Source organism: Komagataeibacter sp. NFXK3, assembly GCF_054182245.1.
In genome coordinates, this window is the sequence record NZ_JAPIVJ010000013.1 from 1676 (window position 1) to 25044 (window position 23369).

The window sequence follows — 23369 nt, forward strand, 5'->3', positions numbered from 1 at the left end:
ACAGCCACAGCCACAGCCACAGCCACAGCCACAGCCACAGCCACAGCCACAGCCACAGCCACAGCCACAGCCACAGCCACAGCCACAGCCACAGCCACAGCCACAGCCACAGCCACAGCCACAGCCACAGCCAAAAGCCGTGACCACGCCGCCCGCTGCCGCGCGGCCTGCCGGAGCGCCGGTCGTGCATCCTGCCACGCGGCCCCGGCTATCGTCTGCCGCGCCCCCAGCCCGGCCCGGCGCTGCCGCACCGGTGGGGTCGGCCCCTGCGGCAACGCAGAATGGGCCGGGTGCGCCCAGCACGGCGCAGGCAGCGGCTGTCGCGCCCGCTGCACCGCATTGCACGCCTCCGGCCTGGCGTTATCCCGCCCTGGCCCGCCACATGCATGAAGAAGGCAATGCAATGGTTGATGTCGTTCTGGGCAGCGAGGGGCAGGTAACGCAGGTCAGCCTGAAATCCAGCACCGGCTATGATGATCTGGACAGCACGGCCCTTGCCGCTGCGCGCAAGGTGCAGTGCACCGGGCAGGGGCGCTCGCTTGAGGGTACACATGTCCTGCTGCCGGTTACATTTCACCTGCATTGAAGTTTAAAGCGGGAGGGGCAGAGCCCGTGCGGGCGGCTGCCCGCGCCGCTGCAGGGCGTCTGGAGCAATGCTTTTTTTGACGGCTTTGAAGCCATTCGCCCTTCTTGAAAAAACGAGCGCCTTTTTCAGGCAGGTCGTTTGATTATCAGTTTTTTAGGAATATTTTCCGCATAAAGACCTGTCGCCGGAACGTACGTGGTCTGGCGATGGCAGCTCCGATCACGATCGACCATCCATCCTGACGGTCGGGGCTGCCGCATCAGTCTGCCGGATTGGTTAATACCAGGAAATATTTAATAGAATTGAAATATATGCCGTGTGTAACGAAATATTACATCGCGATGTTTCGATAGTCGTGAATATATTACAGATATTTATATCAGACATGCAGGAATGATGAAAACAATCATGCCAGATATATTTTCAGGGCTTAAATAATTTTGAATTCCCCAAACGGGGATTGTGATTCTCTTTGTTACACAGCCTTCCCTTTTATTTATCACGGAGAAGTCCAATCTCTTGAGGGTCGATATGTTGATATGAAGGAATGATTATGAAACGCGCATTTGTGCTGGCCCTTGCTCTTGGTGCTGCCCTGCCGGTTGCGGCTCACGCCCAGTTCGATGGTTCGAACCAGAATGGAAGCGGCGAGCATCGTGGTGGCTGGGGCGGTCACAGTGGCGGCGAAGGTCGCGGTGGCGAACACGGCGGCGGTGAAGGCCGCGGTGGTGAGCAGGGCGGCCAGAATGGTGGCTGGGGTGGCCACGGCGGCGGTGAAGGCCGTGGTGGTGAGCAGGGCGGCCAGAATGGCGGCTGGGGTGGCCACGGCGGCGGTGAAGGTCGCGGTGGTGAGCAGGGCGGCCAGAATGGCGGCTGGGGTGGTCACGGTGGCGGTGAAGGCCGTGGTGGCGAACATGGCGGTCAGAATGGCGGCTGGGGCGGTCATGGTGGCGAAGGCCGCGGCGACCAGGGTAGCTCCAACTGATCCAGGCGTAATGGTAGAAAGGCCCGGGTTATTCCCGGGCCTTTTTATTTGCCTGTGCCTGCGGCGTATGGAAGCTCCGAAAAATCGGCCGCACGGAAGTGACGGTTACGGGCATACCGTTGTGGGAACAGCAGCAGGAGCCGGAGACCAGCAAGGTGGTCTCGATCGCTGCGACACGGGGCCATCTGGGGGGCATAGCTAGCTTGGTGAGCCAGAGTGCACTGCAAACCATCTGCAAACCGTGCAAACTTTTAAGCCGCCAAGTCATTGAAATCTGGCGCGCCCTGCTGGATTCGAACCAGCGACCCACAGCTTAGAAGGCTGTTGCTCTATCCAACTGAGCTAAGGGCGCGAGCCTGCCCTTGTGCCAGATCGCGCCTAATGCGTCCAGTTCTGTATCCGGTCATACCGGAAATTATCGGCATAGGCCTTTGGCCTGCGGTGGCGCGGGGCAGGGATCTCGATGTCATATGCAATGCCCTGCGCGGTGGCATAGGCAATGGCGCTGTCCTGGTCAGGAAACTGGAGTTGCAGTTGCGATGGCGTGTCGGTGCTGCCGGTCCAGCCCATGAGGGAATCGACATAGCGGGGGCGGTTCTGCCCGTAATCCAGCACCCATGTATGGGTCATGGCCTGGCCCGACTGGCCAGCGGGCTTTGACTGCCTGTAAATCCGGGCTCGCATGAGCATTGTCACTCCCAGGATATGGTCGGGGCGCCCGGACTCGAACCGGGGGCCTCGTGTACCCAAAACACGCGCGCTACCAGGCTGCGCCACGCCCCGCGACCACGAGCGGGAAACTATGGGGCAACGGCTGTTCTGGCAAGCACATTCTTGCAAAAAAAATACCGCGCCAGACCGCCCCGGGCAAGCGGGGCAGGCTGGTGCGGCGAACAACACGTCGTGTAATGGGGGCAGGCGCGCAGAAGGGGTCAGGCCTTCTCGACCGATTTGCTGGCCAACGGCGGAATGAACAGCGGCGCCGTATCCCACGGGAAGAGCACCCACGTATCCTGCGGCACCTCGACCACGAACAGGTCGGTAACGGGGCGGCCGGCGGGCTTGGCGTAAAGGCAGGCAAACACCGCCTTGGGCAGCAGCTTGCGCACGAGCTGGGCGGTCACGCCCGAATCCACCAGGTCATCGATGATCACGAAGCCCTCGCCATCACCGGCGGCCTCGGCTTTCTTGATCACGTTGGCCTCGCCCATCTTCTCCTCGTCATAGGTCACGACGGAGATGGTCTCGATCAGGCGGCAGTCGAGTTCACGGGCGATGATCGCGGCGGGGATCATGCCCCCGCGCGTGATGGCCACAATGCCCTTGAAGGGGCCACGGTTCATCAGCGTGCTGGCTAGCTGGCGGGCATCGCGGTGCAGCTGGTCCCATGTTACGGTTGCGTAGCTCTTGGCCATCAGAAAAGTTTTCCTCCATCGGGAACACGGCCATCCGGGCGGATCAGGACGGCTTCTCCATTACTGTCGGGCATGCCCAGCGTCAGCACTTCACTGCGGAAGGGGCCGACCTGCCGGGGCGGCACGTTGATCACCGCGCAGATCTGGCGGCCCACCAGCCGGGCCGGCACATAGCGGTGATTGACCTGCACCACCGATGACCGCACCCCGATATGGGGCCCGAAATCAATCGTGAGCCAGAAGGCGTGCGGCCGCATCTCGCGCAGGGGCCGTGCCTCCACGACCGTGCCGGCCCGGATATCGAGCCATTCACGGGCTTCCCCTTGTGTGCCGGGCACGGTGGCATGCTCTACAGGGTCTGTCATGCAACCGCTTTTGCCCGTGTTGGGGCGGATTTGCAAACGGGGGAATGCGTTTTTTTGATGGGGAAAGCGTAGGATATCCACGAGTGCTGCTGTTAGGATACAGCCATCATGCCTCCTGCTTCCGCTCCATCCGGCGCGCAAGGCCCCACGCCTTGCGCAACATCCCTGCCGCTGCACCGTCATCCGGGGCTTCTGGCTTTCCTTGCCGCCCGCACGGCATCCTCCTTTTCGGCCTGCGTGCAGGCCGTGGCCGTGGGGTGGCAGATCTATGCGCTCACCCACAGCACCACGGCGCTGGCGCTGGTGGGGCTGGCGCAGTTCCTGCCCATGGCCGGGCTTCTGCTGCCCGCGGGCCACGCGGCGGACCATTTCAACCGCCGGGTGATCGTGGTCACATGCCAGGCCATCGAGGCGCTCTCGGCGCTGTTCATGGCCATTGCCGCGTTTGGCGGCTGGACCACGCCGTGGATGATCTATGCCATGGTGATGATATTCGGCGCGGCCCGCGCGTTCGAGATGCCCTGCCAGCAGACCTTCCTGCCATCGCTGGTGCCCGCCCATGTGTTTCCGCGCGCGGCGGCGGTGTCCTCCTCGCTGTTCCAGGCGGCGGCGGTGACGGGGCCATCGGTGGGCGGGCTGCTTTACGGGGCGGGGGCAGGGGTGTGCTACCTTGTGTGCGCGCTGGGGTTTGCGTGTGCGTGCATCGGCACGCTGTGCATCCGGCTGGTGTTTGCGCCACGGCCAAGGGTGCCGCTCTCGCTGGCCACGTTTGTCGAGGTGGCGCATTTCATGCGCGCCCGGCCCGACATGCTGGGCGCCATATCGCTTGACCTGTTTGCCGTGCTGCTTGGCGGCGCCACCGCCATGCTACCGGTCTATGCCAGTGACATCCTGCACGCAGGTCCGGTGGGGCTGGGGCTTTTGCGCGGCGCGCCCGCCATCGGCGCGGTGGCCTGTTCCGTCTTCATGGTGTGGAAACCGCTCAACCACCGGGCCGGGGCGCGCATGTTCATGGCCGTGGCCATATTCGGGCTGGCCACGGTGGTGTTCGCCTTTTCGCGCTCCATGGCCGTGTCCATTATCGCGCTGGCGGTGCTGGGGGCGGCGGATGTGGTGAGTGTTGTGGTGCGCGGCGCGCTGGTGCAGCTGCGCACGCCCGACAGCATGCGCGGGCGGGTCTCGGCGGTGAACATGCTGTTCATCGGCTCATCCAACCAGCTTGGCGAGTTCGAGAGCGGCATGCTGGCCACGCTGATCGGCCCGGTCGGGGCCGTGGCGCTGGGCGGTGTTGGCACGCTGGTCATAACCGGGTTGTGGATACGGATGTTCCCCACCCTGTGGCGCGTGGACCGGCTGGATGACATCACCCCGCAATAGGTTGGCGGGAGTGATGTCATGTGCCGTGCCGGCATCCCGGCCTTTTTGCGTCATCAGGGAATGTAGCGTCCGGTCCGCAGGCGTTCGAACAGGTCAAAGAATGAATCGGGCGTATATTGGTAGCCGGTAAAGCCGAGCCTGCGGCTGAGGCTCATGTCGGTCACGCATTCGACCGGCCGCCCCAGATCGGCATCGGTGTGCCACGGCGAGGCCAGTCGCCCGAGGGCCGGCTCGCGCAGTCCGTGCCTGTCCGCAATGGCGGCCCATTGTGCTTCCCTGCCTGCAAGCATCTGTTCAAGCGATGTGGCATGGCCGGGATAGGGCGCGGCTTCGATGCCAAACCAGGCGGCCAGTTCAGGCCAGAGCCAGTTCCAGCGGAATACATCGCCATTGACCACATTGAACGCCCTGTTGCGCCCGGCAGGGCTGGTGGCGGCCCATAGGATCTGGCTGGCAAGCTGGCGTGCATCCGTAACATCCGTCAGGCTCTGCCACTGCGCAGGCGAGCCGGGAAAGACAAAGGGCAGCTCCGCTTCACGGCACAGCGTGGCATAGACCGCAAGCGTGGTGCCCATGTTCATGAGGTTGCCGATGGCATGGCCGATAACCGTGTGCGGACGATGGACCGTCCATGCAAAGCCATGCCGGTCGGTTGCCTCGAACAGCACGTCTTCCTGCGCGTAATAGAAGTTTTCCACGTCCAGCCGGGGCATGCTCTCGCGAAACGGGGTCTGTGGCGGCGCGCCCTGCGCATAGGCCTCGAACGGGCCCAGATAATGCTTCAGCCCCGTAACAAGGCTGGCATGCACAAGAGCCTGTGGCCTGGGCAGGGCCGTGAACACGTTGCGGATCATGGCGCTGTTGGCAACGCAGTTTTCCGCCTCGGTGGCGCGGCGGGTCCATGTGGTGAAAAACACATGGGTGGGCATGACACCGGCCAGCGCCGCACGCAGGGAGGCCGGGTCGAGCGCATCGGCCGCAACCGGCATGACGGTTGCAGGCAGGTTCCCCACCCGCCTTGCAAGGCCGTAAACGCTCCATCCTTCCGCCACCAGGCGGTTGGCAAGGTTCTGGCCAACAATGCCGCTTGCCCCGACGACGAGTGCTTTGTGAGACATCTGTTCCTCCGTGAATGCCTTGGGTTTCACACGCTGTTGGCAAACGCTACAAAAGGCAATCCGGCACCTTTTCGTGCCCTGGTTACCTAAAGGTTCCCGGGAGTCTGTACATGAACCTCGCCCCGCTGCCCGATCAGTATCGACATGCTCCCTTTGTGGAGGACTGTGCACCGCGCCGCCTGCTGCGCCTGTTCAGCGGCAAATGGACCACCATGATCCTGCATACCCTGCACCTGCTTGGCGGGGCATCCCGCCCCGGCCAGCTCCAGCGCGCCATTCCCGGCCTGTCAAAAAAAATGATGACCCAGACCCTGCGCGAGCTTGAACAGATGGGGCTGGTTGCACGAGAAGTCATGCAGGTCATGCCGCCCGCTGTTGAATACGGCCTGACCCCTCTGGGCCAGCACTTTGTCACCCCGCTGGAAATGCTCTATCGCTGGGGCGCCGAGCACGCGGAACTGCTCGATTGCGTGGAACGCAACAGGCACATGGCGCTGAAGCCGTAGCAGGTCAGGGGGAATGCCTGTGACTGTCGGCTATGCCAGCCCCTAGCGCAATTGCCCGCCCGCTCCCGTGCGCGGTGCGAACAGGCGAAAGAGCGGGCCGGTCAGCGCGGTGGAGATGACCGCCAGCACCATGAGCGAGGCGAAGGCGAAGTCCGACAGCATGCCCTGCGCGTGCAGGATGGTGGCGGCTACGATTTCCATCAGCCCCTTGCATTGCAGCAGCGCGCCCACGCTCAGCGCCTGCCGCCGTGACAGGCCGGGCGCGGGCGGGAAGGCATAGACCGAGGCCATCTTGGCCAGCACGGAAATCACCACCAGCATGAGCGACGCCACGACCGAGGGCCAGGTCAGCGCATCGCCATTGATGTGCAGCCCGCTATGGCCAAAGAACATGGGGGCAAGCCAGATGAGCGAGAACGTGCCCACCTGTTCCACCGGCAGGCGCGCCACCCAGCGCGGCGGCATGAGCGCGCCCGCGAAATAGGCTCCGATCAGCTCATGCAGTCCCAGCTGCATGCTGGCCCATGAGCCTGCGGCCAGATAGATGGGCACCGCCAGCCAGATGACGGGGGCAGGCGGGTTGGGCATGTTGCGCGTGGCCCAGTTGCCCGCAAGGGCCAGCAGCGCCAGCAGGGCCACGGCCACGGCTTCCAGCCCGGTCCAGCCATGCAGGGCGGCGGGGCCGCGGGCGGCGAATTGCAGCACCACCAGCCCTATCCAGAGGGCCGCGTCATCCACCACCGCCAGCTTGAGCGCAAGCTGGCCGATGGAACGCTGGGTGGGGTCAAGCTCGCGCACGATGCCGATCAGCACCGGCAGGGCGCTGACCGCGATGCACAGCCCGATGGCCATGGCGCCGACCACCGGCCCCACATGCGGCGGCTGCCAGCCATGCAGCGGCAGGAAAAAGCAAAAGACCAGAAGTGAGCCAACCACGAACGGGCCGCCCAGCGCCACGGCCGCCCCGCCCAGCAGGCGGCCCAGCGGCGGGGCAGGGATGGTGTGGGCCGAGACATGAGCATCGGGCGGCTGCCACATTTCCAGCCCGGCGGTAAAGGCCAGCACCAGAACGGCCAGCCAGCCAAGGTTGTTGCCATAGACGGAGGGAATGCCAAAGCGCTGCACGGGCGCATGCATGACGGCCAGGATGATGCCGAGCAGGATGGGCAGGACAACAATCGGTATTGTCCGCCCAAGCAGCCGCCACAGCCCCCATGGGAGAAGAACAAAGAGACCGGCATCAAGAACAAGGGCCGTAATGTCTGACAATGGCTATCCTTTCCCATTTATAAACAGGCATATGTTATATGCATAAAAAAATCATTTGGGATTTATTTTTTTTAAGTTGCGCAGAATAATGAATATATGCAAGATTATTTCTTATTATGTTCTTTTTGATCTTGCAGCGAACCATGCCCGGCAAAGCGGCAGGCAAATTCCGGCATTGGCATCAAACGCGGTGCAGGCATGGTGGTTCGGAACAGGTCTGACATATTTGATGGCATGACGGCGATTGCCGCCACCTCCGGGTGTTGAAGAGAACGGCAGACCCGTCACCCGATCAAAGTGTCGGAAAAGGTCTTTCCGGTGAGCCTTCTGATGCGGCTGGTCTGTCCATGACGTGGAAAACCAGTTCAGGACTGTCCCGGCAGACGGGAATGAAGGTTGATTTGAATATTGTTTTGAAATCGTATGGAGAATATTCATATTCGTTATCTCTATATGATCTAGGTATTTTGAAAATGAGTTATTTTTAAAATATAATAGATAAAAGAATCCTATATTTTTATATTTTATATTCAGATGTCGCCATTTTTGTTTGATCCTGATCATGGTTGCTCACGCTGCCGTGCGTGACGCTACCCGCATCGAGGCCACCCCCAAAGGGGAGCCTGTGATGAAAGAGGACCTTCACCATGCCCAAAAATGTCGTCAATCCCGAATTCCTGCCCATTCTGGAGAAGATGCCGTCCTTCGATGGCCTGTCGGGCCGCTCCCTGCCCGAAGTACGCGAAATCTTCATGACATCGGTGCGCCTGATCGAAGGCAGGCCCCTGCCGGATGTGGAAGTGCAGGAAGAATACATTCCCGGCCCCGCAGGCGCGCCGGATGTGCGCGTGCTGGTCTATCGCCCCCGCACACGGCGGCCCAATGCCCCGGCCATGGTCTATATCCACGGTGGCGGCCTGGTGTCCGGTCACCCGGAGGTCGACGACCCCAAATGCCAGGTGCTGGCCAGCAAGATGGGCTTCGTGATCGTATCGGTCGATTACCGCCTTGCGCCGGAGGTGAAATACCCCGCTGCGATCGAGGATTGCTACGCCGCCCTCAAATGGGTGCATGACAACGCGGCACAGCTTGGCATCAACCGCGACAAGGTGGCGGTGGCGGGCGAAAGCGCGGGCGGGGGGCTGAGTGCGGCCCTGTCGCTCATGGCGCGCGACCGCCAGGAGTACAAGCTGGCCTACCAGTTGCTCATCTACCCCATGCTTGATGACCGCACGGCCACCAAGGTCGATCCGGCGCCTGATTTTGGCGAGTTTGTCTGGACCCGCTCGGCCAATAAATACGCATGGGAAGCCTATCTGGGGGCTGCGGCAGGTGGTGATGACACCCCGGCCTATGCCGCTGCCGCGCGGGCAAAGGACCTGACCGGCCTGCCGCCCACCTTCATTGGCGTGGGGTCGATGGATCTGTTCCTGTGCGAGGATCTGGAATACAGCCGCCGCCTCATGGCCGCGGGCGTGCCGACCGAGGTGATGGTGGTGCCCGGCGCCTATCATGTATTCGATATGTTCGTGCCCGAGGCCGAACTGTCGCGCCGGTTCATGGAGGCGTATTGCGCGGGGCTCAAGCGCACGCTGGGCCTGTAAGGGTAAGGCCCGCCCCGGTCGCTGCCCGGGGCAGGCACCATTGCGTGTACGACCGCTTTTGTGGTTGCAGGCCGCAGGCCCGGCTTTGCATCATGCTGCCCGTGTATGAGGGGAATGCGCCAGATGATGCAATTACGCCAATGCGCGTGCCGTGGCGGCCTTGTAGCGGCCTTCATCATGGCGGTTCCTGCCGCCCATGCGCAAGGCCATGTTGTCCTGACCCCCAAGCTTGACTGGCAGCTTGCCGCCCAATTGGCGCAGGAGGCGGTCAGGGCCTGTGCCGCGCAGGGCTATTCCGTCACGGCCACGGTGGTTGATACGAGCGGGCAGCAGCAGGCCGTCATCAAGGGGGATAGCGTGCCGCTGCAATCGCTGTCCGTTTCCTATCGCAAGGCCTATACCGCCTTTGCCTACGGCCTGGCCTTCAACATGAACACCACCAGCGAACTGATTGCCGCCAAGGTAACGGGGCCTGCCAATGGCGCGCTCAATACCATTCCCGAAGTATTGTTCGTGCCCGGTGGGGTGGCGTTGCGGCGGGGGGCCGATAACGCGGCCCTTGGCGGCATTGGCGTGTCCGGTGCGCCGGGCGGCGAGAAGGATGAAGCCTGCGCGCAGGCGGCGGTGGCAAAATACCGGGCGGAATTCCGTTAAAATGCAGAAAGGTTGCTGGGTGCCGCCTTTTTTCAAAAAGGCAGTGTTCTTCGAAGCCTTTTGAAAAAAGCCTCACCAGAAACTTCCTTATGATTTCTGGATGTTTGCCGGGCTAACTTTTCAAACAGTCTCTTATGGTCTTTACGGCATTATCGGGCCGCACCGTGGCGGAGGTTACTGCAGCTTCTCGCTATCCTCATCCATGTCATGCAAAAGCGCCTGCGTCAGCGCCCGGTGGGACTGGATGAGCCGCACGTTATCGCGGTTCAGTCTGGGGGCATTTTTCCTGTCTGCCGGGGGGGCGTCGCTCATGGTCGCCGTCATTTCAAAAGTGGTGAGGCTCATGACAAAATCCCGTGCCGACATGTCATGTTCCTGCAGGATCGCCTGAAGTTCCGGCATGGCCTCGGTGCGGCGGATCGTGACGGCAAGCGGCATGTTTCTGGTCTGCATGGGCGGCGTGAGATGCGCCTGCCGGATGGCCCGGATGAGGGGCAGCATACGGGCAAAGAAATCCTTTGGGAGTTTGTACTCGGCAGCGCTCTGAATATCATGCTGCATGGCCTCGTGCACGGCCCGTTCAATCTCGGCCTTCTGCTCGGCCGAGGGACCGTGCGTCTCCGCGCCCTGCGCCCGCGCCTCCTGCAACCCGAGGGAAGGGGATACAAGCACGCAGGCGCAGGCAAAAAGAATTCTGCACGGAATAAAAGCATTCATGCACGCGCCCCCATCATGCCTCTCGTACTGCTGGCCCACAGGCTATCGTGTTCATTCAGGACTGTTGTACCAATTGTGCGGCAGATCGTGCCCCAGTCAATATGGCTTGGCAATTGACGCATATCTTGGGTGTTTAGACCCATGCACCAAGGCACAGTCATCCACAGCAAGGCTTCCTTACAATTTTCAACCAGAGCAAAGGAGCTGCCGCCTGTAGGCTGGTGACTGCAGGCATGACCGCTTGGGATGTGAAAATGATGGGGGTGATTATGAGGGTTTGGAACAGGCCCAAACCGCGATCAAAATCGGTCTGGACGTATCGGAACGGCCCCGGAAAGCGCATCGTTCATCACGGGCTCAGATTTAAATAAATCCGTAACCTACTGATTTAACACTAATTTTTAAGGAAAGGTGGCTCCCGAAGTAGGACTCGAACCTACGACCCAGCGATTAACAGTCGCTTGCTCTACCAACTGAGCTATTCGGGATCAGCGTTGGTGAGCAGCTTATAGCCACACAGATGGGGGAGCGTAAACCCCCCTTTTGAACTTTTTTTAAAAAAGGGGAAAAAAGGGAACCCCGGCAGGCTAAAAGAAGGGTAATGCCTTCGCATCTCAGGAGAAACCGTAGCCAATGGTCGAACAGAACAGGGAAGGAAAGTCACGCCAGCTGCTCCGCCGGGCATTCGTGCCCATGCTGGTGGCGGGCGGATGCGCCGTGGTGGGCTCGCAATGGGTACAGAGCCGCCAGCAGGCGCGGATCGTGCGCCGCGATGATGCCCTGCTCGATGGCCAGCCCCATGACATGACGCTGGCATGGCCCTACGCGCAGTCTTCCACCCTGTATAATGTTGCCCTGCGGCAGGATTTCTTTTTGCAGTACCGCCTGAACGTGCAACTGCGCGATGGCGTAGCCAACGGGCGTGACGCCATTGCCGACCTGCAGGCAGGGCGTGCCATGGCGGCCGTGGCCCCCGTGCTGTCATGGCTGCAGGCGTGGCAGGCCAGTCCCGACCTGCCGGTGCGGCTGGTCATGGGGTTGCAGGCGGGTACCTTTCGCCTGCTGGTGCGGCGCAAACTGCGTATTGCCAAAATCGAGGATCTGATCGGCCGCCGCATTGCCGTGCTCAATGCCGATATGGCCGACCGGCTGTTCTTCTCCATCATCCTGCGCCGCAAGGGGCTGAACCCTGACACCGCGCCCAACTGGGTCATCCTGCCGCCCGATGAAATTGACGACGCGCTTGCAGCTGGCACGGTCGATGCCGTGGCCCTGCACGACCCGCTCGCCTGGCGGCTGCTGCGCAACCCGGCGCTTGATGTGGTGGAACTGGTCAATAGCGTAAACGGGTTATATGCCGGGCGCACCAATCTGGCGCTGGGCCTGTCCACCGATGTGCTGCGTGATGCGCCCGGGGCGGCCGTGGCCCTCGTGCTCGCGCTCTATAATGCCGCCCACTGGCTCCCCGCTCACATGGCCGAGGCGGCCAGCCTGCTTGATGGCCGCGTTGATGGCATGCAGCAGGACGCCATATTGCAGATGATGCGCCATGAGGTGCTGGGCATCAGCCCCGTGGGCAATGACCTGAAAACCCAGATCGCGCGTTATGTCGATGAACTCAAGCTGCTCGGCCAGTTCCCCGACAGCCTCAATTCCGCCAGCTACGCCCGCCGCATCTCAGCCGACATCCTGCACCCTGCCCAGCCCCGGCCATAAGGCGGGCCTAGCGCACGTCGCGGTAATAGGGCTGGGCCAGGGCGGCGGGCGCTGCCATGACCCGGCGCATGCGGTGCCACACCACCACCGGCACGATGATGAAAGCCATGGTGCCAATATAGGGCAGCATGTTGAGGAAGGCGGGGTCAATCGGCCAGTTATGCGCCTGCCCCACAAAGGACAGCGCGGTGACCAGCCCGAACAGCAGGGCGGAGAGGGTGACGATAACGGGCCGGTAGCCCGCAAAGATCACCAGCGCCAGCGCAATCCATCCACGCCCCGCCACCATGCCCTCCGACCAGACCGGCACATAGGTCAGCGTCAGGTAGCCACCCGCCATGCCCGCCATGGCGCCGCCAAGGGTGACGTACCAAAAGCGCATGGCCATGACCGGAATGCCCGCCGCATCCGCCGCCGCCGGGTTCTCGCCCACCGCGCGCATGTTCAGCCCGTGCCGGGTGCGGAACATGATGAAATGCACCGCCAGCGGCAGCAGCACGTAAATCGGTATGATGAGGATATTCTGCCCGAACAGCGCCGGGCCGATGATGGGGAGGGACGACAGCAGCGGAATGCTGACATGCCCGAAGGTCGTCTCCACCGGCTGGCCCGCGTAGCTGTGGCCCAGCGCGGTTGACAGCCCCAGCCCCATGAAGGTCGTGGCCAGCCCGCACAGCACCTGGTTGGCCCGCATCACCACCGCGCCAAAGGCGAACACCATGCCGCCCACGGCACCCACCATGATGGCCACCAGCAGCCCGACCCATGGCGAATGCACCGAGGAGACGGTCATCACCGCCGTCACAGCCCCCAGCGCCATGAGGCCTTCCACCCCAAGGTTGGTCACGCCCACGCGCTCGGCCAGCACTTCGCCAAGGGCCGCCAGCGCCAGCACGCCACCGGCCAGCACGGCGGTGGCCAGCATGCCTGTCAGCAGCATGATCATGAGGCTTTTCCCTTCGCTGGCGTGGCGGCGACAGGCCGGTAATGGGCAAGTTCATCGCCAATGGCGATCATGAACAGGATCAGCCCGGTAATGGCGAGGATGACCGAGGCCGAAAGCTGCTGCGTCTGCATGACAATGCCCGAATCAAGGATCAGCGCCATCAGCAGCGCCGCCGGGATCACGTTCAGGCATGACCCGCGCGCCAGCACCGCCACCACAATGCCCAGATAGCCAAAATTGTTGGCCATGCCGCCCTGCAGCCGGTGTACCGTGCCCGCGACCTCGAACATGCCCGCCAGCCCCGCCAGCCCGCCTGAAAGCAGCATGACCGAGATGATGCGCAGCCGCACCGGAATACCCGCATAGCGCGCGGCCTCCGGGTTGGCCCCGCCAATGCGGATTTCGTACCCCCACCGCGTGCGCGACAGCACCAGCGCCAGCCCCACCACAATCACGATGGCGACGGGAAAGCCCCAGTGCACGATGCCCCACATCTCGGGAATGGAAACCGAAAGCCGCTGCGTCGAGACCTGCGCCCCGCTGATCCGGTCACGCCACGGCCCCGTGGTCAGGTAATAGGTGAGGAGCGATGCAATGAAGTTGAGCAGCAGCGTGGTGATGATCTCGTTTACCCCGGCATAGGCACGGGCCAGCGTGGGCACGGTAATCCACGCCATGCCGCCCAGTATGCCCGCAATGGTCATGAGCGGCAGCATGACCAGCGCCGGGCCATGCAGGCCAAGGGCCACGCCGGTCGCGGCAATGGCGCCAGCATAGAACTGGCCCTCCGCCCCGATATTCCACAGCCCGATGGTGCCGCACACCGTAACCGCCGCCCCCGTGAGCAGCAGCGGGCACATGAACAGCATCAGGTCCTCCAGCCCGAAGCGCGAGCCAAGGGTGGAGCGCAGGATCAGTTCCGCCAGCATGGCAGGGCTGTGGCCAGACAGGGCCAGCACGCCCGCGATGATGCAAAGCGAGACCGCGATGGCCACCAGCCGCAGGGCCAGGATGCGGCCCGCAGGCGCGGTGGGCAGGCGCTGGAAGGCGCGTGTCGCCATTACCGTGGCCCTCCCGGCTGGAGGTCGGTGGGTTCCCGGCCGCCCATCAGCATGCCGATGGTGGCGATATCCGCATTTTCCGCATCAATCACATCCATCATGCGCCCGTGGAACATGACCCCGATGCGGTCGGACACGTTCAGCAGGTCTTCCAGATCTTCAGAAATGAATACCACGGCCACCCCCTGGTCGCGCAGGTCGGTCAGGTAGCCCAGCATGGTGGCAATGGCCCCGATATCGAGCCCGCGCGCGGGGTAGGCGGCCACCAGCACCCGGCTTGCAATGCGGATCTCGCGCCGTGCCACCAGCCGCTGCTGGTTGCCCCCCGAGAGGTTGCGGATGGGCATGCCAAAATCGGGGATGCGCACCTGTGCCAGTTCCGCAATGTCATGCGCCAGCACGCCCGCGGCCCCCGCATCATACAGGCCATGGCGGCCGATGGGGGGGACAGCATATTCACGCAATGCCATGTTGGTGGTGATGGACAGCGAGGGTGCCAGCGCGCTGCGCAGCCGGTCCTCGGGGATGTGGCCCACGCCCGCATGGGCAAACAGGGCCGGGTCGGCGCGATCCACCACGCTGCCATCAAGCACGATCTCGCCTGATGTGCGGGCCATCAGCCCGGTCAGCACATGGGTCAGTTCGCGCTGGCCGTTACCCGCAACGCCCGCAATGCCCAGGATCTCGCCGCCATGCAGGTCAAGGCTGACATCGCGCAGCGTGTCCACGCCGCGGTCGTCGCGCACGCTCACGTTGCGGAGCTGCATGATGGGTTGTGGGGCAATGGGGGCGGCGCCTTCGGGCCGGGCGCGCATGTTGCGCCGCACGATGTCGCGCCCCACCATGGTGGCCGCCAGCATGGAGGGATTGCAGTCCGCTGTGCGGAACGTGCCCACCTTGCGCCCGCCGCGCAGGATGCTGACACGGTCGGAAATCTCCATCACCTCGTCAAGCTTGTGGCTGATGATGATGACCGCATTGCCCTGCGCGCGGAAGGCCCGCAGGGCGCGGAACAGCTCGCCCGTCTCCTCCGGCGTCAGCACGGCGGTGGGCTCGTCCATGATCAGCAGCCGTGCCCGGCGCGCCAGCACGCGCAGGATTTCAACGCGCTGCTGCTCGCCCGCCGAAAGGTCGCACACCCGCGCGGCGGGATCGACAGGAAAGCCGAAGCGCTCGGAAATCTCGCGCGTGCGGGCTTCCATCACGGCAGGCGAGGCGAGGCGGGGAGCCTCGTCCCAGCCCAGATGGATGTTCTCGGCCACCGTAAAGGCCTGCACCAGCTTGAAGTGCTGGTGCACCATGCCAATACCCGCGCGGATGGCCTCTTGCGGGGAGGTGAAGGTCTGGCCGTAACCATCGAGGATGATCTCGCCTTCCTCGGGCTGGTAGATGCCGGTCACCACGTTCATGAGCGTGGACTTGCCAGCCCCGTTCTCGCCCAGCAGGGCATGGATCTCGCCCGGCCACACATCAAGGTCCACATCCTTGTTGGCGATCACGCCGGGGAAGAACTTGCCAATGCCGCGCAACTGCAGCACCGGCGGCGTGCCCGGCGCCATGCCGGAGGGACCAGCGGGGGAGACTGGGTTATTCAAGGCCCGATACTCCCGCCACCGCCCAGTCGGAGTGATAGATTTCAAGGTCGCTCAGCGCCGTGCCCGCAGGCACGCGCAGGCGGCCATGATTATCGTATATGGGGCCGACAAAGGGATTGTGGCCCGCCAGCATGCGCGTGCGCATGTCATCGGCGCGGGCGGCGGCCTCAGGCGGCACGGTCGGCCCCCAGGCGTCGCGGTCTACGCCGTGGCCCAGGGTCAGGAAATGCCCCTCGGGCTGCCATGTGCCCGCCAGCAGGTTGCGCACCTGGCTGATGTAATAGTCATTGAAGTCGAGGCATACGGAACTGACATAGGCCTGCGGCCCGTAATCGAGCATGCCGGTGTTCCACATGGCTGCCTTCAGCCCACGTTGCAGGGCCACGCGCAGGTAGGCGGGCTCATCCATGATGCCGCACAGGAAATCACACCCGTTATCGGCCAGCGCGGTTGCCGCCTGCGTTGCCGCCTGCGGGTCGAACCAGGCATTGATGGTGATGCTCTGCAGCGTGATGGCCGGGTTGACCGACTGCGCGCCCAGCAATGTTGCATTGGCCGAGGCATAGACCGAGGGAATGGGAAACGCGCCCAGAAAGCCGATCTTGTTGGTCTTGGTCATGAGGGCTGCGACAATGCCGATGATGTAGCTGGCATACCAGTGCGCCACGTAATACCAGCCCAGGTTGCCGGTTACATTGGTGCCATCGCATTCCATGAACGCGACATCAGGCGCGCGGTCCGACACATCTTTTATGAAGTCGCCATATTCCGATGTGGCCATGACCATCTGTGCGCCTTCGGCCACGAACTGGCGGAACAGCCGCGTGGCATCGGCGGAGTAGGGCACGCTTTCCACATAGATGGTGCGCAGTTTGGGGAAGGTGCGGCGCACGGCCTGCACGCCCCGGTCATGCACCATCGACCAGCCGCCATCGGTAATGGGGCCGGTATGGCCAAAGGCCACGATCGCGTCGGATTCAGCCAGCGGCCTGCGCCATGCGGGCTGGGCCTGCGCCCGTGCGTGGCGGGGCAGCAGCAGGCTGGAGCCCGCGCCGCCTGCAAGGCCCAGCATCTCGCGGCGCGTTGTCAGCAGCCGCCCCCGCGACCCTGAAACTGTCATAAGATGTCATCCCCCTGAAAATCCATGCCGCACCCCGCTGCGGCGGCCTGGCGTGCTGGTCGGTCTGGTGCTCCCGCGCGTGTAAGCCCGTGTTTGGTTCCAGCCCAAATGTTACGCGACAGGACCATGCAAGGCCACAGTTATGTTGTGCATCAGGGTGTTGCCTTTTTTCAAAAAGGCGGTGGCTGGCGCAGCTTTGCGTATAATTCCACGACCAGCGCGGGATCATCAAAATCCTCCCATGCCCGAGCAGGAGCGCGATCGTGGCCCGGTCCTCAATCGTCAGCGCCACGTCCCTTTCCGTCACGGCGGCATGAAAGGCTTTTCCGCCCGTGCGGGCGGCAAGGCGTGTCAGCCCTCGGGCTGCGGGGCAGGGGGCATGCCCGCAAGCACGCGCCAGTTGGCCTCATCCATCGTTTCAATGCCCAGTTCGGTAGCCTTGCGGGCCTTGGAGCCCGCTTTTTCGCCCAGCACCACAAGATCGGTTTTTTTTGACACGCTATCCGATACCCGCGCCCCCAGCCGTTCGGCCACGGCGCGGGCCTCGGGGCGGGTCATGGTGGTCAGCGTGCCGGTAAACACGATGGTCTTGCCTGAAAGGCTGCCTGCCTCTGGCGCTTCCTCATCAAGCACGCGGGTCAGTTGGGCGGTCAGGTCATCAAGGGTGGCGCGGTTATGGGCCTCGGCAAAGAAGGCGACGAGTTCATCGGCAATGGTCGTGCCGATGCCGGTGATCGAGCCGAGTTCCAGCCGCTCGTCCGACCCCACGATGGCGGCCTTTTCCATCTGCGTGCGCCAGTTGGCCAGCGAGCCGTAATGCCGCGCCAGCAGGCGGGCATTGCTGGTGCCGATGCGGCGGATGCCCAGCGCATAGATCAGGCGCGAGAGTTCGATGGTGCGCCGGGCCTCGATCGCGTTGACCAGATTGCGCGCCGAGACCTTGCCCCAGCCATCACGGGCGGCAATCTCGTCCTCATACACGCCAAGGCGGAAGATGTCGGCAGGCGTGCGCAGCCAGCCCAGTTCATGGAACTCGACAATGGTGCGGTCGCCCAGGCCATCAATATCGAACGCATCACGCGAGACGAAATGGATCAGCCGCTCCACCACCTGCGCGGGGCAGGTCAGTCCGCCCGAGCAGCGCCACACCACCTCGCCCTCGGGCCGCTCGGCATGTGCGCCACAGACCGGGCAGGTATGGGGGAAGTGAAAGGGCTGCGTTTCATGGTCGCGCGGCAGCACCACGCCAGTTATCTGCGGGATCACGTCGCCCGCGCGCTGCACATGCACAAGGTCGCCTTCGCGGATGTCCTTGCGCGCGATTTCGTCCTCATTATGCAGGCTGGCGCGAGTGACGATCACGCCGCCTACATTGACCGGCTCCAAAAAGGCCACCGGCGTCAGCGCGCCGGTGCGGCCGACCTGTATGTCGATCTTTTCCAGCCGGGTGATGGCCTGTTCGGCAGGGAATTTCCACGCCACCGCCCAGCGGGGCGCACGGCCTGCAAAGCCCAGGCGCTCCTGCAGGGCGCGGTCGTCGAGCTTGTACACAATGCCGTCAATGTCGTAATCCAGCCCCGAGCGTTCGCGCGTCAGGCGCTCCATGAAGGCTTCGGCCGCCTGTGCGTCGGGCACCTGCGTGCTCAGCGGATTGACGCGAAAGCCCCATGCATCAAGCTGTTCCAGATAACCATGATGCGTGGCGGCCAGCGGGCCATCGCAATAGCCTGCGGCATAGGCGAACAGCGAGAGCGGGCGTTTTGCCGTAATGGCGGGGTCAAGCTGGCGCAGCGAGCCTGCGGCGGCGTTGCGCGGATTGGCGAACGGCTTCTCGCCCGCTTCTTCCTGCGCGGCATTCAGCTCAAGGAACGCCTGCTTGGACAGGAATATCTCGCCCCGGATCTCGATCGTGTCGGGGTAGGGGGCGGGCAACTGGTCGGGAATATCGCGCAGCGTGCGCAGGTTGGCGGTGACGTCCTCGCCTTCCGTGCCGTCGCCGCGCGTGGTGCCGCGCACGAAACGCCCGTGCATGTAGGTCAGGCTGATCGACAGGCCATCGATCTTGGGTTCCGCCACGAAGGAAAGCGCGCGGGCCTGCTCATCACTCAGGCCAAGGAAACGGGCAATACGGCTGACGAAGCCCTCGAATTCCTCCCGCGAGAACACATTGTCCAGCGAGAGCATCGGTACCATGTGCCGGTGGCGGCGGAAGGGGCCGCTGGCCGGTGCTCCGACCGTAGCGCTGGGGCTATCGGCCTGGGCATGGCGCGGAAATTCCAGTTCCAGCCGCGTGTTCAGGCGGCGCAGCGCGTCATAGGTGGCATCATCGACCACCGGCGCGTCGTGCTGGTGGTAGGCGGCATCGAGTGCGGGCAGCAGGATGGCAAGCTGCTTCAGCGTTGCGGCCGCACGGGCCTCGGTCTGTGCTTCTGCCGCATAATCGGCCAGTAGGGCGCGGGCCTGCGCGGCCAGTTCGTCGGTCGGGGCGGCGGGCATGTCAGACCCCTTTCAGCAGGCTGTCGGCCGCGGCACGGGCGGCGGGGGTAATGGTATCACCTGAAAGCATGCGGGCGATTTCCTCGCGCCTTGCCTGCGCGTCGAGCGGGGCGGCATGCGTTTCGGTGCGGCCCTTGTTCACGCTCTTGCTGATGCGCAGATGGGCATCACCGCGTGCGGCCACCTGCGGGCTGTGGGTCACGACCAGCACCTGCACGCTGCGACCAACAGTGTAGAGCCGCTCGCCAATGGCGGAGGCGGTGGCGCCGCCCACGCCTGAATCGACTTCATCAAACACCAGCGTAGGAATGGCCGAGCGCCCCGCCAGCACCACCTTGAGCGCCAGCATGAGGCGTGAAAGCTCACCGCCCGAGGCCACCTTGGCCAGAGGCCCCGGCGGCTGGCCGGGATTGGCCGCGATCAGGAACGAGGCCTGTTCCTTGCCACGCGCGTTCCACGCCTCGGCCTCAAGCGGCACGAGGGATACGATAAAGCGCGCGCGCTCCAGCTTGAGCGGCTTGAGCTCGGCCATCACCGCCTGCTCCAGCCTGCGGGCGGCCTTCTCGCGCGCGGCGGTCAGTTCAAGGGCAATTTCCTCAAACCGGGCGCGGGCTTCGGCCACGGTTTTCTCCAGCCCTTCAATGCGGGCATTGCCCGAATCGAGGGCGGCCAGCCGTTCGGTAAAGGCGGCGAGCAGCCCGGGCAGTTCCGGCACCGATACGCCATGCTTGCGGGCCTCGGCGCGCAGCGCGAACAGGCGTTCCTCGGTCTGTTCGAGCAGGCGCGGGTCCGCCTGTGCGTCAGATGCCAGGCGCGAGAGCATGTTCTCGGCCTCGGCAAGCGCTTCTTCCGCGCGTTCGAGCGCGTTGAGGGCTTCCTGTGCTGCCGCCTGCTCGGCAGCGCCCACGGCCTCGGGGTTGAGGTCGGTGGGGGCGGGCAGCAGGCGTTGCAGGGCGCGGCTGGCATTGCGCAGCGCCGAGGCCGGGCCGGGGGAGCGCCGGTCGCGGGGCGCAAGGTCGGCCAGGGCGGCGGCAATGGCCTCGGCGCGGCGTTCGCCCTGCTGCAGCGCCTGGCGCAGGCCGGCAAGCTGGGCTTCCTCATCCTCCTGCGGCGCGAGGGTGCCCAGATCGTCTACCGCCTGGCGCAGCCAGTCTTCCTCACGCGCGGCATTTTCCATTTCCGCGCGCGCCGTGGCCAGTTCCGCCGTGGCCTCGATCCATGTGCGGTAGGCACCCGCCACGCGGCTCCGCAGTGGGCCGGGCACGCCAAAGGCGTCGAGCAGGTCGAGATGGGTCGCCTGATCGGCCAGGCCCATCTGCTCGTGCTGGCCCTGTATCTCCACCAGCAGGGTGGCGGCGCGGCGCAGCAGGCTTATGGCCACCGGCTGGTCGTTGATATAGGCGCGCGAGCGGCCATCGGTCGTGACAACGCGGCGCAGCAGGATCGGCTCGCGCTCATCATCGAGCATGATGCCCTGCTCGCGCAGCAGTTCATGCAGCGGGTGGGCGGGAGCGACCTCGAAACTGGCGCTGACACTGGCCTGCGCGCAGCCCGCGCGCACGAGCGAGGCGCTGGCCCGCTCGCCCAGGGCCAGGCCGAGGCTGTCAAGCAGGATGGACTTTCCCGCCCCGGTCTCGCCCGTCAGCACGGTCAGGCCGGGGGGGAAGGCGAGGTCCAGTTTTTCGATCAGGACCACGTCCCGTATCGAGAGCTGTGTCAGCATGATCGGTTCCTGTTCAGCACGAAGGATCGTTGGCGGAAATCAGAAAACCGAGTGCCACGCCCGCTGGAAGATGTTGCGTCCCTGCTTGTTGTCCTTGCCGTCCACGCCCTTGATCAGGTGGTGGGCGCGCAGATGGTCGTAGGCATCCTCGTACCACTTGCTGCTGGGGTAGTTATAGGCCAGCACGGAGCCGGTCTTGCGGGCCTGTTCGAGCAGGCCCATGTCCAGATAGACCTCGACCAGCCGCTCGAGTGCCTCGGGCACGTGGTTGGTGGTCTGGAAATCCTGCACCACGCGCTGGTAGCGCCCGGCGGCGGCGGGGAAGTCGTTCTGCTGCTGGTAGTAGCGGCCCACCAGCATTTCCTTGCCCGCCAGATGGTCGCGGCACAGGTCGATCTTGAGCTGCGCATCACGGGAATAAGGGCTTTGGGGGAAGCGGGTAATCACCTCTTCCAGCGCATCCATGGCCTCGATGGTGCCCTGCTGGTCGCGCTGCACGTCAGCCACCTGCTCGTAATAGCATAGCGCGCGCAGGTAGAAGGCATAGGCGGCATCGGTGCTGGTGGGGTGCAGTTCCAGAAAGCGGTCAAGCTGCTGCACGGCCTCGGGGTATTTGTTGAGCAGGTAGTTGGCATACCCTTCCATCAACTGCGCATTGGCCGTGTACTGGGAGTAGGGATAGTTGCGCTGGAGCGTGTCGAACTGGTTGACCGACAGCAGGTAGCGGTCCGAGCGCAGGGCATCGACACCGTTATTGTACAATGTCTCGGCCGAGCCGACGCGCGGCGCGCGCTCATTGATGGCGCTTGCGTTGTTGCCGCATGCCGCCAGCAGGCCCGCCAGGGGCAGGAGCGCCAGCCAGCGTGCCGGCTGGCAGGGGCTGCGCAAAGGCTGCGGGGTCGGGTGTGATATGCGTGCGAACATGCCAGCTCTTCCAGTTACGGGAGCTTTATATCATGTGCCGGGTGTGGGTGAAGTCTCCGCGTGCGGATTTCACGCTCCCTCATCACGCAGCCTGCGTACAGGGCTGGCCCGCAGGCGCGCCGGTAGGGGCGAGATGCCAGTTCGCCTTATCGGCAAACAGTTTGCGCAACAGGCGGTTATTGAGGGTATGGCCCGATTTGTGCCCCCTGAAACACCCCTCGATCAGGCCACCAGCCAGATATAGGTCACCAATTGCATCAAGCACCTTGTGGCGCACGAATTCATCCGGGTGGCGCAGGCCGGCGGGGTTGAGCACGCTGGCGCCATTGACCACCACGGCATTGTCGAGCGAGCCGCCGCGCGCGAGGCCTATGGCGTGCAGGTGCTCGATCTCGGGCTGGAGCACGAAGGTGCGCGCCCGACTCAGGTGCTGGCGGAAGAGACCGCTGTCAACCTGTGTTGCATAGCGCTGCTGGCCAATGGCGGCAGCGGGAAAGTCGATGGAAAGATCAATGGCCAGCCCCGGCTGCGTGGCAGGGGAGAGTTCGGCAAACGCATCGCCTTCTTCCACCCGTACGGTCCGGGTGATGTGGATATGCTGGCGGTGCGCCTCCTGCCGCCTGCGGCCCGCGCATTCGAGCAGGAACACGAACTCGGCAGCTGAACCGTCAAATACCGGGATTTCCGGTCCATCCACCTCGACAAGCACGTTATCGATGCCACAGCCTGCAAGCGCCGCCATCAGGTGTTCCACCGTGGCAATGCGCGCGCCCTGTGGCCCGTGGCCGAGCACCGTGCTCAGCTGGGTGTCCACCACCGTGTCGTAGCGGGCGGTGACGGGCGGCATGGCGCGGTCGGTGCGGTGAAAGACGATGCCGGTATTCTCTGCCGCGGGCGAAAGGCGCAGGCTGATTCGCGCGCCTGTATGCAGCCCGATGCCCACGCTGCTGATTGGCTGGCTCAGGGTATGCTGCATCTGCCCGTCATGGCTGGATGGCGGCATGAAGGGAAAATGTGCGGGCGGCACCATGCCGTTCATTGCCTGTATCCTTGACGGGAAGATGGGAGAACTCGCGGTAACTGGCATGCTTCCATGCTAGCGCCTTGTTTCCCGTCGGAACAGTCAAGGATTATTGCCTATTGTTACCTGTCTGCAAGCAACTGGCGCGGCCCGATGGGGGCCGCGCCAGGG

23 protein-coding genes and 3 tRNA genes are annotated in these 23369 nt (G+C 63.8%); 6 read left to right on the forward strand and 20 right to left on the reverse strand.

Annotated elements, in window-relative coordinates:
• Positions 1-190: hypothetical protein (locus tag OQZ28_RS13190; protein ID WP_458136399.1), on the reverse strand; the 190-nt coding region annotated here is incomplete at its 3' end.
• Here OQZ28_RS13190 and OQZ28_RS13195 point away from each other — a divergent pair.
• Positions 185-586, forward strand: coding sequence for an energy transducer TonB (locus OQZ28_RS13195; RefSeq protein WP_458136400.1), 402 nt, complete (start codon positions 185-187; stop codon positions 584-586). The two genes, OQZ28_RS13190 and OQZ28_RS13195, sit on opposite strands and share 6 nt — an antisense overlap.
• Before the next feature lie 499 nt (positions 587-1085).
• On the opposite strand, the gene OQZ28_RS13200 is transcribed toward OQZ28_RS13195, so the two are convergent.
• The 6 genes from OQZ28_RS13200 to OQZ28_RS13225 form a co-directional block, all read right to left on the reverse strand.
• Positions 1086-1532, reverse strand: a complete 447-nt coding sequence (locus OQZ28_RS13200) for a hypothetical protein (protein WP_458136401.1) — start codon at positions 1530-1532, stop codon at positions 1086-1088.
• A 314-nt stretch (positions 1533-1846) separates the two neighbouring features.
• Positions 1847-1923 (reverse strand) — tRNA-Arg (locus OQZ28_RS13205).
• 26 nt (positions 1924-1949) lie between these two features.
• Positions 1950-2255: an ETC complex I subunit gene (locus tag OQZ28_RS13210; RefSeq protein WP_458136402.1), complete on the reverse strand. Its 306-nt coding sequence runs from the start codon at positions 2253-2255 to the stop codon at positions 1950-1952.
• Between the two features lie 22 nt (positions 2256-2277).
• Positions 2278-2354: transfer RNA gene (locus tag OQZ28_RS13215), tRNA-Pro, on the reverse strand.
• A 149-nt stretch (positions 2355-2503) separates the two neighbouring features.
• Positions 2504-2986: a xanthine phosphoribosyltransferase gene (gpt, locus tag OQZ28_RS13220; protein WP_130730490.1), complete on the reverse strand. Its 483-nt coding sequence runs from the start codon at positions 2984-2986 to the stop codon at positions 2504-2506.
• Positions 2986-3351, reverse strand: a complete 366-nt coding sequence (locus OQZ28_RS13225; RefSeq protein ID WP_130730489.1) for a tRNA-binding protein — start codon at positions 3349-3351, stop codon at positions 2986-2988. Before OQZ28_RS13225 ends, gpt begins: the two co-directional genes overlap by 1 nt.
• Before the next feature lie 108 nt (positions 3352-3459).
• On the opposite strand from OQZ28_RS13225, the gene OQZ28_RS13230 reads away from it, so the two are divergent.
• Entirely contained in the window at positions 3460-4728 is a 1269-nt protein-coding gene (locus OQZ28_RS13230; protein WP_130730488.1) for an MFS transporter, read from the forward strand.
• Positions 4729-4781: 53 nt separating this feature from the next.
• Here the strand turns inward: OQZ28_RS13230 and OQZ28_RS13235 are convergent, their stop codons facing one another.
• Positions 4782-5846 (reverse strand): SDR family oxidoreductase, encoded by a 1065-nt coding sequence (locus tag OQZ28_RS13235; RefSeq protein WP_458136403.1) that lies wholly within the window; start codon positions 5844-5846, stop codon positions 4782-4784.
• A 110-nt stretch (positions 5847-5956) separates the two neighbouring features.
• Between OQZ28_RS13235 and OQZ28_RS13240 the strand changes: the two genes are divergently transcribed.
• Positions 5957-6352 carry a winged helix-turn-helix transcriptional regulator gene (locus tag OQZ28_RS13240; RefSeq protein ID WP_130730486.1) on the forward strand — a complete coding sequence of 132 codons (396 nt, stop codon included), beginning with the start codon at positions 5957-5959 and terminating at the stop codon, positions 6350-6352.
• A 42-nt stretch (positions 6353-6394) separates the two neighbouring features.
• Here the strand turns inward: OQZ28_RS13240 and OQZ28_RS13245 are convergent, their stop codons facing one another.
• The gene (locus OQZ28_RS13245; RefSeq protein WP_458136404.1) at positions 6395-7621 is read right to left on the reverse strand and encodes a cation:proton antiporter; all 1227 of its coding nucleotides are present in this window, start codon (positions 7619-7621) and stop codon (positions 6395-6397) included.
• A 114-nt stretch (positions 7622-7735) separates the two neighbouring features.
• Positions 7736-8185 carry a hypothetical protein gene (locus OQZ28_RS13250; RefSeq protein ID WP_458136405.1) on the reverse strand — a complete coding sequence of 150 codons (450 nt, stop codon included), beginning with the start codon at positions 8183-8185 and terminating at the stop codon, positions 7736-7738.
• A gap of 83 nt (positions 8186-8268) precedes the next feature.
• On the opposite strand from OQZ28_RS13250, the gene OQZ28_RS13255 reads away from it, so the two are divergent.
• Both OQZ28_RS13255 and OQZ28_RS13260 read left to right on the forward strand, forming a co-directional pair.
• On the forward strand, positions 8269-9225 hold the full coding sequence (locus OQZ28_RS13255) for an alpha/beta hydrolase (RefSeq protein ID WP_458136406.1): 957 nt from the start codon (positions 8269-8271) through the stop codon (positions 9223-9225).
• Between the two features lie 177 nt (positions 9226-9402).
• Entirely contained in the window at positions 9403-9879 is a 477-nt protein-coding gene (locus OQZ28_RS13260) for a GlcG/HbpS family heme-binding protein (protein WP_458136451.1), read from the forward strand.
• A gap of 174 nt (positions 9880-10053) precedes the next feature.
• Here the strand turns inward: OQZ28_RS13260 and OQZ28_RS13265 are convergent, their stop codons facing one another.
• Together OQZ28_RS13265 and OQZ28_RS13270 are read right to left on the reverse strand one after the other, a co-directional pair.
• On the reverse strand, positions 10054-10551 hold the full coding sequence (locus OQZ28_RS13265) for a hypothetical protein (RefSeq protein WP_458136407.1): 498 nt from the start codon (positions 10549-10551) through the stop codon (positions 10054-10056).
• Between the two features lie 457 nt (positions 10552-11008).
• Positions 11009-11084: transfer RNA gene (locus OQZ28_RS13270), tRNA-Asn, on the reverse strand.
• A gap of 145 nt (positions 11085-11229) precedes the next feature.
• Between OQZ28_RS13270 and OQZ28_RS13275 the strand changes: the two genes are divergently transcribed.
• A complete protein-coding gene (locus OQZ28_RS13275; protein WP_458136408.1) occupies positions 11230-12312 on the forward strand; it encodes an ABC transporter substrate-binding protein in 1083 nt (360 codons plus the stop codon).
• Positions 12313-12319: 7 nt separating this feature from the next.
• Here the strand turns inward: OQZ28_RS13275 and OQZ28_RS13280 are convergent, their stop codons facing one another.
• The 8 genes from OQZ28_RS13280 to lpxC all read right to left on the reverse strand — a co-directional run bounded on the left by OQZ28_RS13280 (position 12320) and on the right by lpxC (position 23216).
• Positions 12320-13258 (reverse strand): ABC transporter permease subunit, encoded by a 939-nt coding sequence (locus OQZ28_RS13280; protein ID WP_130730481.1) that lies wholly within the window; start codon positions 13256-13258, stop codon positions 12320-12322.
• On the reverse strand, positions 13255-14319 hold the full coding sequence (locus OQZ28_RS13285) for an ABC transporter permease (RefSeq protein ID WP_458136409.1): 1065 nt from the start codon (positions 14317-14319) through the stop codon (positions 13255-13257). Before OQZ28_RS13285 ends, OQZ28_RS13280 begins: the two co-directional genes overlap by 4 nt.
• A complete protein-coding gene (locus tag OQZ28_RS13290; protein ID WP_458136452.1) occupies positions 14319-15878 on the reverse strand; it encodes an ABC transporter ATP-binding protein in 1560 nt (519 codons plus the stop codon). The genes OQZ28_RS13285 and OQZ28_RS13290 overlap by 1 nt, the downstream gene beginning before the upstream one ends.
• A 28-nt stretch (positions 15879-15906) precedes the next feature.
• The gene (locus tag OQZ28_RS13295) at positions 15907-17034 is read right to left on the reverse strand and encodes a BMP family ABC transporter substrate-binding protein (protein WP_130730479.1); all 1128 of its coding nucleotides are present in this window, start codon (positions 17032-17034) and stop codon (positions 15907-15909) included.
• A 351-nt stretch (positions 17035-17385) separates the two neighbouring features.
• Positions 17386-19530, reverse strand: coding sequence for an NAD-dependent DNA ligase LigA (gene ligA / locus OQZ28_RS13300; RefSeq protein ID WP_458136410.1), 2145 nt, complete (start codon positions 19528-19530; stop codon positions 17386-17388).
• Position 19531: 1 nt separating this feature from the next.
• The gene (recN, locus tag OQZ28_RS13305; RefSeq protein ID WP_458136411.1) at positions 19532-21253 is read right to left on the reverse strand and encodes a DNA repair protein RecN; all 1722 of its coding nucleotides are present in this window, start codon (positions 21251-21253) and stop codon (positions 19532-19534) included.
• A gap of 39 nt (positions 21254-21292) precedes the next feature.
• Entirely contained in the window at positions 21293-22177 is an 885-nt protein-coding gene (locus tag OQZ28_RS13310) for an outer membrane protein assembly factor BamD (RefSeq protein ID WP_130730476.1), read from the reverse strand.
• An 82-nt stretch (positions 22178-22259) separates the two neighbouring features.
• A complete protein-coding gene (gene lpxC, locus OQZ28_RS13315; protein ID WP_458136412.1) occupies positions 22260-23216 on the reverse strand; it encodes a UDP-3-O-acyl-N-acetylglucosamine deacetylase in 957 nt (318 codons plus the stop codon).
• Positions 23217-23369: the final 153 nt, after the last annotated feature.